This is a genomic window from Gottfriedia sp. S16(2024) (assembly GCF_050473765.1).
Taxonomy (GTDB): Bacteria; Bacillota; Bacilli; order Bacillales; family Bacillaceae_G; genus Gottfriedia.
Map to the genome: position 1 here is coordinate 2,938,483 of NZ_JBFLUO010000001.1, position 12,603 is coordinate 2,951,085.

Sequence of the window (12,603 nt, forward strand, 5' to 3'; positions counted from 1 at the left end):
AAAATAATGAGTAATTTGGCTAGAAAGCTACAACAAACACAAGTTACTGATTTACAACAAAGACCTTCTAACAAGAAAAAACATAAGAAAGTATCAAAAATTACACCTTTTGAAAAAATACTTTACTTAGTATTTCTTTTTGCATGCTTCTTTATGGGGACAAAAATCATTAAAACCCAAGCGGAAATATATGATACAAACTTAAAAATTCAAAATGTGAAAAATGAAATTGCAAATGGAAAACAGCGTAACTCTGAGCTGAAAATGAAGATTGATGAATTAAGCACATATGAGAGAATATGGCAAAAAGCAAAAGAGTTAGGTTTAAATATTGATAGTAATAACGTAAAGTTTACCGACACTAGCAAGTAGGAGATTATGATATGAGTAAGAAAAAAAATAAATACACAAATTATGGTATTCGTTGGTTTTTTATTGCTACTTTAGTCTTTTTTATCTCCCTTGTTGCTAGACTTTCTTATATTCAATTATCAAACACAGTAGAAGGTAAAAATTTAAAAGTATATGCTGATGAGAATTACAATACATCTCAAAAAATTCCTGCTAAAAGAGGAACAATATATGACTCAAATGGGGTTCCACTAGCGGAAGAGGTGACAGCATACACTGTGTCGGCCGTTCTAGATCCAAGTGCATCAAAAAACTCTAAAGTGAAAAGACATGTCGTAGACAAAGAAAAAACCGCAAGTGAATTAGCACCAATTTTAGGTATTGATGAATCGGATCTTTTAGCGAAATTAGGTAAACCAAAATATCAAGTTGAATTAGGACCAGGTGGAAGAAATATTTCTCAAAGCAAAAAAGAACAAATTGAGAAATTAAAGCTACCTGGTATTGTTTTTACTCCTTCACAGCAACGTTATTATCCAAATGGTGTTTTTGCATCCCATACTTTGGGTTACACAAATATAAATGATAATGGCGAATTAATTGGAGAAATGGGATTAGAAAAATCATTAAATACTGAGTTAACTGAACAGGATGGTAAAAGAAGCTTTTTACGTGATCGAAAAGGCAATATATTACCATATGTAAATGAAAAGGTTATTCCTCCGCACAACGGTGATGATGTGTATTTAACAATAGATACAAAGATTCAAAGTTTACTAGAAGACGCAATGACGAGCGTTGAAAAAAAATATGAGCCAGAAAAAATTATGGCAATCGTTTCTGACCCAAAAACAGGTAAAATCCTTGCGATGAGTAATCGTCCTAGCTTCAATCCGAATCTTCATGACATTACAAACTATACGAATGACCCGATTTCATATGCATTTGAAGCAGGTTCTACGATGAAAATATTCACTTTAGGTGCTGCAATGAATGAAGGAGTTTATAATGGAAATGAATATTTCCAATCAGGTCGATATAAAGTACCAGGTGGAGGCACTGTCCATGACGTAAATCGAAACGGATGGGGATCAATTACTTTTGATGAGGGGATTCAAAGGTCTTCAAACGTAGGAATTTCGATTCTACTTAATGAAAAAATAGGTGCAGATCGATTTTTACAATATTATAAAAACTTTGGATTTACACAAAAAACTAATATTAATCTTCCAGGTGAATCAAGTGGTAAATTAGTATTTAATTATCCACTTGAAAAAACTACAACTGCTTTTGGACAAGGATCTACAGTAACTGGAGTTCAAATTATCCAAGCTGCAAGTGCTATTGCTAACAATGGGAAAATGATGAAGCCTTATCTTGTTGACAAAATTGTCGAACATGATACGAATAAAGTTATTAAAGACTATAAATCTCAGGTTGCTGGTAATCCAATTACAGAAGAAACAGCAAAAAGAGAGAGAGCGTTATTAGAAACAGTTATTACTGCGCCACACGGAACAGGGCATAACTATGCGATTGAAGGCTACTCAGTAGCAGGTAAAACTGGTACTGCCCAAGTTGTTGACGATCACGGGAAATATCTTAAAGGACGTGGTCAAAATCTATTTTCATTTATCGGTATGGCACCAGCAGATAATCCTAAATTGGTTGTTTATGTAGCAATGCTTCGTCCAAAACTTGAAGCGACTGAAATCGGTTCAGACGGTGTTTCTGAAATATTTAGAACTGTGACTAAAGGCGCATTAGAGTATATGAAGGTTGAGCCAGTTGAAAATGCAAAGGTAGATAAATTAATCGATAAAGAAAGTATTGAGATTCCGAATTTGAAAGGTCTAACTTTAGATGAAGCAAAATCTTTAGCTGTATCTGAAGGATTGAAACCAGTATTATTAGGTAATGGGTTAGAAGTTACTGGACAATCAATTAAGTCCAAAACTCAAGTTGTTAGAGGTACTAAAATCTATCTCAAGACAAATGGTACAAATACGATGCCGTCAATCGTTGGTTGGTCAAAATCGGATGTTAATCGTTTAGGTAAATTATTTAAGCTGAAAATCTCTTCAAAAGGATCTGGTTTCGTAACGAGTCAGAGTATTAAAGAGGATTCAGAGCTACGGGATAATGATTATTTAACAATTGAATTAGCGAAACCGAATGGATCTACCAAAGAAAATACTGATGTAAAAGATGGCACTGATGTAAATGGAGATGGGCAAGAGTAAAAAGGTTGAAGTAATAATCAATTAAATAAAAATTATAATAGGCCTTCCTAGGACAATACAAAGCTAGGAGGTCTATTGTAATTGGTACAAGCATATATTGAAACGAACATAATGTAGAGGAGTGTTCGTTTCGATGCGAGTATCTAATGTAACAGTTCGAAAACGATTATTTTTTGTATTCATTGGTGGTTTATTAATTTTTTCTATTATTGCAACAAGGCTTGGTTATGTACAATTTGCGATGGGTGATCTTTTAACTGAGCGAGCGAAAAACTCGTGGAGTCGAGACATTCCATTTGAACCGAAGCGTGGTGAAATTTTAGATCGTAATGGTGTTGCTCTTGCTACTAATAAAAGTGCTCCATCTGTATTAGTCGTTCCTAGGCAAATTAAAGATCCTAAAGCAGCGACTGAGAAACTTGCCCCAATTTTAAAAATCTCCGAAGTAAAACTTTATAAGATTTTAACGAAAAGATCTAGTATGGAACACATTCGTACAGAAGGTATTAAAATTACAAATGAGAAAGCTAAACAAATCCGAGATCTTAACATAGCTGGTGTTTACATAGCAGAGGATTCTAAAAGATATTATCCATTTGGTGACTATCTTTCTCATGTTTTAGGTTTTGCAGGAATCGATAATCAAGGTTTAAATGGATTAGAACTTTATTATGACAAGCAATTAAGTGGTGAAAAAGGTAGTGTACAATTTTATTCTGACGCTAAGGGACAAAGAATGCCCAATATTGCAGACGACTATATTCCGCCGATTAATGGTTTAAACTTAAAATTAACTGTAGATTCGCGTATACAAACAATTCTTGAACGAGAAATGAATAATGCGACAGCTCAATATAATCCTGATTCAATGATTGGAATTGCGATGAATCCGAATACGGGAGAAATACTGGCAATGAGTAGTCGTCCAAGCTTCAATCCTACTAATTTTAAAAATGTTTCTCCTGAAGTATATAATCGAAATTTACCTGTTTGGTCAAATTATGAGCCAGGTTCAACCTTTAAGATTATCACACTCGCAGCAGCATTAAATGAAGGGTTAGTAGATTTGAATAAAGACACTTTTTATGATGATGGGGCTGCTGAAGTAGCTGGAGCTCGTTTGCGTTGTCATAAAAGAGGTGGACATGGCTCCCAGACATTCTTAGAGGTAGTTCAAAATTCATGTAATCCAGGATTTGTAGAATTAGGTAATCGCTTAGGAGAAGATCGTCTATTTAAATATATTCGTAATTTTGGTTTCGGCCAAAAAACAGGAATTGATTTACAAGGTGAAGGCTCAGGAATTTTATTCAGTATGGATCGAGTCGGTCCAGTTGAAGCAGCAACAACTGCTTTTGGTCAAGGTGTATCAGTTACACCAATTCAGCAAGTTGCAGCAGTATCAGCTGCTATTAATGGGGGAATTCTTTACCAACCTTATATCGCTAAAGAGTTTGTAGATCCGGTTACAAACGAAGTAGTAAGTCGTAAAACACCAATATCAAAAAGACGAGTGATCTCTCCAGATACATCTAAAAAGGTACGATTAGCTCTAGAAAGTGTTGTTGCACAAGGTACTGGTAAAGGTGCATTTGTGGAAGGGTATCGTGTTGGAGGTAAAACTGGAACAGCTCAAAAAGTTAAAGATGGACGATATGATGATAGTAGCTTTATCGTTTCGTTTGTAGGCTTTGCACCGGCAGACAATCCTCAAATAGTGGTATATATAGCAGTTGATAATCCAAAAGGCACTGTTCAATTTGGGGGAGTTGTAGCTGCTCCAATAGTAGGGAATATTATTCGTGATAGTATGCAAGTTTTAGGCGTACCACCTAGAAAAAATCAAATCCCAAAAAAATTCGTATATGGTGATACACCAACATATGAAGTACCAAATTTAATTGGTTTGGAGAAAAAAGATTTGCAACCTTTGCTAGATACTTTTACTATTGAATATAGTGGCAGTGGAAATATTGTCGTTGACCAAGCACCAAAAGCAGGTGTTAAACTAAAAGAAGGTTCTAAAATTAGAATTTATTTAGGAACGAAAGAAGAAACTAAATCTAAGACTAATGATAAAAAATGATTTAGTGTAAACGAAAGGAATTACTATGAAACTTTATACTTTACTATCAAGATTAAAGCCTTTAGTGAATCTTCCATCTGAAAATCCGGAAATCACTGGGGTTGAAATGGATTCAAGAAATGTAAAACCAGGTTATTTATTTATCTGTATCGAGGGGTATACAGTTGATGGCCACAAGTACGTAAATCAAGCGATTGAAAACGGCGCAGTAGCAATACTTGCACAAAAACCAATTGAATCGAATGTTCCAGTAGCTTATGTGAAAGACACAAATCGTTCGATGGCTGTTATTGGTAATGCCTTTTATGAAAACCCAACTCACAAACTAAATCTAGTTGGTATTACTGGTACGAATGGTAAGACCACAACTTCATATATTATTGAAGAGATTGTTAAACACAATAAGAAAAAAACTGGTGTTATTGGCACAATTGGAATGAAAATTGGAGAAGAGATTTTTGAATCAAAAAATACAACTCCTGATAGTTTAACTTTACAATCAATGTTTGCAAAAATGGTTGATGCAAATGTGGATACTGCAGTTATGGAAGTTTCTTCACATGCATTACATTTAGGGCGTGTTCATGGTTGTGAATATGATATTGCTGTTTTTACAAATCTATCACAAGATCACTTAGATTATCATGGAACGATGGAAGAATATAAAAAAGCTAAAGGTATATTATTCTCTCAATTAGGTAATAGCTTCTCAACGCAAAAACCTAAATTTGCAATCCTAAATAATGATGATCCTGCTTCTGATGAATATATGAAGTTTACGCAAGCAAATTTAATTACTTATGGTTTAAGTCAAGAAGCTGACTTGTTTGCTGATGAAATTGAATTAACGAATGCTGGTACTAGATTCACTTTACATTTCTTAAATAAACAATATGTTGTAGTAATGAATCTAATTGGAACATTTAACGTATATAATGTGTTAGCTTCAATCGGTGCAGGAATCGCATTAAATATCGAAATGGAGACAATCCTAGACGCTGTAGCAACAATTGATGGTGTACCAGGACGTTTCCAAGCAGTTAATGCTGGTCAAGATTTTACAGTTATTGTAGACTATGCCCATACACCAGATAGTTTAGAAAATGTATTAAATACTGTTAAGCAATTTGCAAAAAATGATATATTTACTGTTGTTGGTTGTGGTGGAGATCGTGATCGAACAAAACGACCACTAATGGGTAAGATTGCAGCGGATCTATCAACAAAAGCGATCTTTACATCTGATAACCCAAGAACAGAAGACCCAACCTTAATTTTAGAAGACATGAAACGCGGATTAGAGCATAATAATATTACGGTAATAGAAGATCGTAAAAAAGCTATAACATTTGCGATTCAAAATGCAAAAAAACATGATATTATTGTTATTGCAGGTAAAGGTCATGAGACATATCAGATTGTAGGAACGAATGTTTCACATTTTGATGATGTTGAAGAAGCTAAAGAAGCTATTTTGCAAAGAAGAGGATAGTATCCTCTTCTTTGTAATGTGAAAAATTGATTTCATAATTCTTTTTAAAAGAATTAAACTATTAAGTAAACAACAAAGAAGAGAACTTAGAAAGGAGGGCGTATAATGCTAGAACCGTCAATTTTAGTTGCTATGATTACAGCATTTATCATTGCAGTCATTTTATCGCCTATTTTTATACCGTACTTAAGAAAACTTAAATTTGGACAGAGTATTCGAGACGAAGGTCCACAATCTCATAAAAAGAAATCAGGAACCCCAACAATGGGTGGGATTATCATATTAATTGCTTTAAGTTTATCTGCACTTTTAATTTCTATGTATTTTGATGTTTTATCAACACGTACATATGTATTATTATTTGTCACAATTTGTTTTGGAGTAATTGGATTTTTAGATGACTATATAAAGGTTGTTAAAAAAAGAAACCTAGGACTAACATCTAAACAAAAATTCATTTGCCAAGTTATTGTTTCAATCATTGTCTTTTTTGCAATCCGTGCTATGGGAATCTCTACATCTATTTCTATACCAGGAACAAATTATTCATTTGATTTAGGCTTTATCTATGTTTTATTAATTATCTTTATGCTTGTTGGTACTTCTAACGCTGTAAACTTAACAGATGGATTAGATGGACTTGTGTCAGGTACAGCAGCAATCGCATTTGGTGCATATGCAGTTCTTGCTTATAACCAACACCAGCTTGATGTTGCAATTTTTTCAATCGCAGTTGTAGGAGCTGTATTAGGTTTCTTAGTATTTAATGCACACCCTGCAAAAGTCTTTATGGGAGATACGGGCTCATTAGCATTAGGTGGCGCATTAGCTGCCATTGCAATCGTAACACACCTAGAAATTTTACTTGTTATTATTGGTGGTATATTTGTAATTGAAACATTATCAGTAATGATTCAAGTTGCATCTTTTAAAGCAACAGGTAAAAGGGTATTTAAAATGAGTCCTTTGCACCATCATTATGAATTATCTGGATGGACAGAATGGCGTGTAGTTGTAACATTTTGGTTTGTAGGATTACTTTTTGCATTATTAGGAATCTATATTGAGGTGTGGATGTAATTGAATAACGTATCGAACTTTCAAAATAAAAATGTATTAGTATTAGGAATGGCAAAGAGTGGTTATGCAGCCAGTAAATTATTAAAAAAATTAGGTGCGACTGTAACTGTAAATGATCGAACTCCATTTGAACAAAATGAAATTGCACAAAAGTTGAAAAGTGAAGGTTTTAACGTAGTTTGTGGTGATCATCCACTATCATTATTAGATAATCAACCATTTTGTATCGTTAAAAATCCAGGAATTCCATATACGAATCCTTTATTAATCGAAGCTGTAAAGCGTAATATTCCGATTTATACGGAAATAGAGCTTGCATATTTAATAAGTGAAGCACCATTTATCGGAATTACAGGATCAAATGGGAAAACAACAACCACAACTTTAGCATTAAATATGTTACAAGAAGGTAATAAAAAACCACTTGTTGCAGGAAATATTGGTACTGTTGCATGTGAAGTTGCTGAAAGTGCAAATGAAGAAAATATTATTGTAACTGAACTTTCTTCATTTCAATTGATGGGAATCGAAAGTTTCCGTCCAAAAATTTCATTAATCACAAATATTTTTGAAGCTCATTTAGACTATCACGGTACAAAGGATGAGTATATTAGGGCAAAAGCCAATATATTTAAAAATCAAACAGAAAATGATTTTGCTGTCGTTAATTTTGATGATGAGAATGTAATGGCAATGGCTACTCAAATTAGAGCTAAAATTATTCCATTCTCTACAACTAAAATTGTGCAAGATGGTGCATATGTTCAAAATGGCTTTGTTTACTTTAAAGAGAAAAAAGTTATTGAAGTTGAAAAAATTGTCTTACCGGGTAAACATAACTTAGAAAATATATTAGCAGCAGTAGCGATTTCTAAGCTACTTGATGTTGAAAATGATGCGATTGAAAAGGTATTAACAACTTTCACTGGTGTAGAGCACCGACTTCAGTTTGTTACTGAAATAAATAAAAGAAAGTTTTATAACGATTCAAAAGCTACTAATATTTTAGCGACACAAAAAGCAATTTCTTCTTTCCAAAAACCAGTCATTTTATTAGCTGGTGGATTAGATCGAGGAAATGGCTTTGACGATTTAATTCCTTATTTTAAAAATGTAAAAAAAATGGTCACTTATGGTCAAACAGCAGATAAATTAATTGAATCAGCAGAAAAAGCAGGAATGAAAGCAGTAAAATCGGTAGATAATGTTGAAGATGCTGTAAATGAAGCATTCGCTCATTCAGAAGTTGGAGATATTATTTTATTGTCACCTGCTTGTGCAAGCTGGGATCAATTTAAGACTTTTGAAGAACGTGGTAATAAATTTATACAAGCAGTGCATAAATTAATGTAAGGCTTGTTTAATTCAAAAGTTGAGGTGTATTTAAGTGCCAACAAAGAAAAATAGTCCTGACATGATTCTTGTTCTCGTTACGCTATCATTATTAACAGTAGGTATGATTATGGTTTACAGTGCTAGTGCAATATGGGCATCGTATAAGTTTCATGATTCGTTCTTTTTTGCTAAACGGCAATTATTATTTGCTGGGGTTGGAGTAGTTGGGATGTTTGTAGTTTCAAATATTGACTACTGGCTTTTCAAAACACATGCAAAAAAAATATTAATCGCTTGTTTTATCTTGTTGGTACTTGTACTTGTACCAGGAGTTGGTCTAGTACGAGGGGGTGCACGAAGTTGGATTGGTATCGGTGCATTCTCGATCCAGCCCTCTGAGTTTATGAAACTTGGAATGATGGTATTTCTATCAAAATACTTAGCAGATAATCAGAAAAATATTACGTCTTTTAAAAAGGGTCTGGTACCAACATTAGGTCTTGTCTTTTTGGCATTTGGTTTAATTATGCTTCAACCTGATTTAGGAACAGGTACAGTAATGGTAGGTACTTGTGTAATCATCATATTCGTAGCTGGAGCAAGAATTTCTCATTTTATGGGGTTAGGAATTGTTGGGGTTGCAGGATTTGTTGGCCTAATAGCTTCTGCTCCATACCGAATTAAAAGGATTACATCATTTCTAGATCCATGGTCTGATCCATTAGGAACTGGATTCCAAATTATTCAATCACTCTATGCTATTGGTCCAGGTGGATTATTTGGTTTAGGATTGGGACAAAGTAGACAAAAGTTTATGTATTTGCCGGAACCACAAACTGATTTCATCTTCGCTATTCTTTCAGAAGAACTAGGATTTATTGGCGGAACTTTTGTCATTTTATTATTCTCTTTATTACTTTGGAGAGGAATCCGAATTGCCTTAAGTGCTCCTGATTTATTCGGTACTTTTTTAGCAGTAGGAATTGTCTCAATGATTGCAATACAAGTAATGATTAATATAGGCGTTGTCATAGGCTTAATGCCTGTTACAGGGATTACATTACCATTTTTAAGCTATGGTGGTTCATCTTTAACATTAATGCTATTAGCAGTAGGTGTATTATTAAATATTAGTAGACATGCACGTACATAAAAAGACCGACTCAAATTGAAACAAGTACATGATGTACTTGAATTTTTCAAAGATGAGTCGGTCTTTTTTATATTTTAAGAGAAGAAAACGCGCCCTGGGCTTACCAAAATACTCGCCTCTTGGTAAGTTTTCTTTATTTTTATAGAAAAAACAATTAGAATGATAGTGATAAAATTGGTATAATAACTACTTAAACTGCTTAAAGTTATTTATGTATTGTAATTTAGGAGGATCTTTATGAAAATTTTAGTTAGTGGTGGGGGTACTGGTGGTCATATTTATCCAGCACTTGCGCTAATTAAAGAGTTAAAAAAACAAGATTCCAATGTAGAATGTTTATATGTTGGTACAGAAAATGGATTAGAAAAAGGGATTGTATCTAAAGCAAACATACCTTTTAAATCTATTGTTATTACAGGATTCAAGAGAAGCATATCATTAGAGAATTTTAAAACAGTCTATCGATTCTTAAAGGGTGTATCAGATAGTAAGAAAATAATTCGTGAATTTAAGCCAGATGTAGTCGTTGGAACTGGTGGATATGTTTGTGGCCCTGTTGTTTATGCAGCAGCAAAACTAGGGATTCCGACAGTTATCCATGAACAAAATAGTATACCTGGTCTAACAAATAAGTTCTTAAATCGCTATGTAACAAAAGTTGCAATTTGTTTTGAAGAAGTTGCTGAATATTTTAATAAAGAGAAAGTAGTGTTTACTGGAAACCCGAGGGCTTCTGAAGTACTTGGAGAATCAAATCCAGCCGTATTAGAATCATTAGGATTAAAATCAGGTAAACGCACAGTACTAATTGTTGGTGGTTCAAGGGGAGCAAGACCGATTCATCAAGCCTTTTTAAAAAGTGTCAATCAATTAGGTGAAAAAGATTACCAAATGATTTATGTAACAGGCGAAGTACATTACGATTCTGTTATCGAGGAAATAAATAAAGTCGGTAACCCAGAAAATGTAGTTGTTAAGCCATTTTTACATAATATGCCTGAAGTATTAAGAGAAGTGGATTTAGTTGTATCAAGAGCGGGGGCAACTACATTAGCAGAATTAACTGCATTAGGGAAACCTAGTATTTTAATACCAAGCCCATATGTAACGAATAATCATCAAGAAGTTAATGCTAGATCACTTGAGAAAAATGGTGCGGCAATTGTTATATTGGAAAAAAACTTCAATAGTGAATATTTAGTAACTGAAATTGAAAAAGTATTACTAAATCCTATTAAACTTGAAGAGATGAAAAATGCATCATTAAAAATCGGTGTACCAGATGCTGCAAAAAAACTAGTAAATGTATTAGAGAAAATAAGTAAATGAACTTGCACGAACAAGTTTGAAATAAAATAAAAATGTAATAGAAGATACTATAAGCTAAAGGGGGATATAGATCGAATGTTTGAATCAAAATTAAAGGAAATATTAAATGACTCGAGTCTTCTAATAAATGAGCCTTTAGCAAACCATACGACAATGAAAATTGGAGGACCAGCTGAGTATTTGGTCATTCCTAAAACTGTAAATGAAATTAAAGAGATTATTAACCTTGCAAATGAAAATAACGTAGATGTGACGGTAATCGGAAGAGGGTCAAATTTACTTGTATCGGATCAAGGAATTGAAGGTGTCGTAATTAAAATTAGTGATTGCTTAGATCACATTGAAGTAGAAGGTACTAAAGTAGTTGTAGGTGCAGGTTATTCAGTTATTCGATTAGCTACTCAATTAAGTAGAAAAGGATTATCCGGTCTAGAGTTTGCTAGTGGAATTCCTGGTAGTGTTGGTGGCGGTGTATATATGAATGCGGGTGCCCATCAATCAGATTTTTCAAATATTACTTCTAGAGCACACATTCTATTTCCTGATGGAACAATGGAATGGTTATCAAATGAAGAATTAGATTTTTCTTATCGAACTTCAGTTTTACAACATAAACGTAAAGGATTTGTATTAGAAGCAGAACTTCAGCTTCAAGAGGGATCAAAAGAAGCTTCAACTGCATTAATGCAAAAAAACAAAGATTATCGAAGAGAAACACAACCTTGGAATTATCCATGTGCTGGAAGTATTTTCCGTAATCCATTACCACAGTATGCTGGTAATTTAATTGAACGTGCTGATTTAAAAGGATATCAAATTGGTGGTGCGAAGGTTTCAGAAATGCATGGAAACTTTATTGTAAATGCTGGAAATGCCACTTCAAAAGATGTACTAGACTTAATAGCATTTATAAAGAAAACTATATTAGAAAAATTTAATGTGCAACTTGAAACAGAAGTTGAAATTGTTGGGAAAAAAATGTAAGTTTCTTCTAAACTAACCATATTATATGCTATAATTTACATAGCATATGATGTCCAAGATAGAATGGCATTCATTTGCTATTCTATTTTTTATTATTCTATTATTAAGTCAAGAACACTCGTGATTTAAATTATGAGATGAGTCGACTTCGGATGCAATATAGTATTAAAAAAACGTCATATTATTTTACTATACTAGTATCCGACATGAAGTATAAGATAAAATCATATCGGACACTTGAACTAGAACGAATTCAAGTATGGTGCTTGTTGCGTGAATAGAACTTGTTTGGTGGCTGTCGTTCGCCAATACCTCTCGGAAGTCGCAAAAAGAACAACCGTAATACCCCTCAGTATAAAATCAAGCTGAGTGCGTTTTACCTAGCGTTAGGAAAACTTAACCGTAGGGACTACGGGGATAGCTTGGTAAATAAAAGAAACCTCTGCTAGGAAAGAAATACGCTAGCAAGTATGCTTTGTTCCCAAGTAACTCGTAACTTTAGTCATGAGTAGTTCATTATTCTTAAATTACTTCTTAAGCAAAAGTAAAT

The 12,603-nt window shown here is 33.6% G+C and carries 9 protein-coding genes; all 9 read left to right on the forward strand.

The features are described 5' to 3' along the window. Nucleotides 1–6 precede the first annotated feature (6 nt). The 9 genes from ftsL (at nucleotide 7) to murB (ending at nucleotide 12,053) form a co-directional block, all read left to right on the forward strand. Nucleotides 7–372, forward strand: a complete 366-nt coding sequence (gene ftsL / locus AB1282_RS13745; RefSeq protein ID WP_390310630.1) for a cell division protein FtsL — start codon at nucleotides 7–9, stop codon at nucleotides 370–372. A gap of 11 nt (nucleotides 373–383) precedes the next feature. Continuing rightward, a complete protein-coding gene (locus tag AB1282_RS13750) occupies nucleotides 384–2,594 on the forward strand; it encodes a penicillin-binding protein (protein ID WP_390310628.1) in 2,211 nt (736 codons plus the stop codon). A 133-nt stretch (nucleotides 2,595–2,727) separates the two neighbouring features. Continuing rightward, a complete protein-coding gene (locus tag AB1282_RS13755) occupies nucleotides 2,728–4,680 on the forward strand; it encodes a stage V sporulation protein D (RefSeq protein WP_429899341.1) in 1,953 nt (650 codons plus the stop codon). A 25-nt stretch (nucleotides 4,681–4,705) separates the two neighbouring features. Continuing rightward, nucleotides 4,706–6,172: a UDP-N-acetylmuramoyl-L-alanyl-D-glutamate--2,6-diaminopimelate ligase gene (locus AB1282_RS13760; RefSeq protein ID WP_429899342.1), complete on the forward strand. Its 1,467-nt coding sequence runs from the start codon at nucleotides 4,706–4,708 to the stop codon at nucleotides 6,170–6,172. Between the two features lie 105 nt (nucleotides 6,173–6,277). Further along, nucleotides 6,278–7,252, forward strand: a complete 975-nt coding sequence (gene mraY / locus AB1282_RS13765; RefSeq protein ID WP_056471095.1) for a phospho-N-acetylmuramoyl-pentapeptide-transferase — start codon at nucleotides 6,278–6,280, stop codon at nucleotides 7,250–7,252. Next, nucleotides 7,253–8,605: a UDP-N-acetylmuramoyl-L-alanine--D-glutamate ligase gene (gene murD, locus AB1282_RS13770; protein ID WP_429899343.1), complete on the forward strand. Its 1,353-nt coding sequence runs from the start codon at nucleotides 7,253–7,255 to the stop codon at nucleotides 8,603–8,605. A 61-nt stretch (nucleotides 8,606–8,666) separates the two neighbouring features. After that, nucleotides 8,667–9,740 carry a stage V sporulation protein E gene (spoVE, locus tag AB1282_RS13775; protein WP_056471191.1) on the forward strand — a complete coding sequence of 358 codons (1,074 nt, stop codon included), beginning with the start codon at nucleotides 8,667–8,669 and terminating at the stop codon, nucleotides 9,738–9,740. Nucleotides 9,741–9,977: 237 nt separating this feature from the next. Next, entirely contained in the window at nucleotides 9,978–11,069 is a 1,092-nt protein-coding gene (gene murG, locus AB1282_RS13780; protein ID WP_056471092.1) for an undecaprenyldiphospho-muramoylpentapeptide beta-N-acetylglucosaminyltransferase, read from the forward strand. A gap of 75 nt (nucleotides 11,070–11,144) precedes the next feature. Further along, complete coding sequence (gene murB, locus AB1282_RS13785) at nucleotides 11,145–12,053, forward strand: UDP-N-acetylmuramate dehydrogenase (RefSeq protein ID WP_056471090.1); 909 nt, start codon at nucleotides 11,145–11,147, stop codon at nucleotides 12,051–12,053. Nucleotides 12,054–12,603 lie beyond the last annotated feature (550 nt).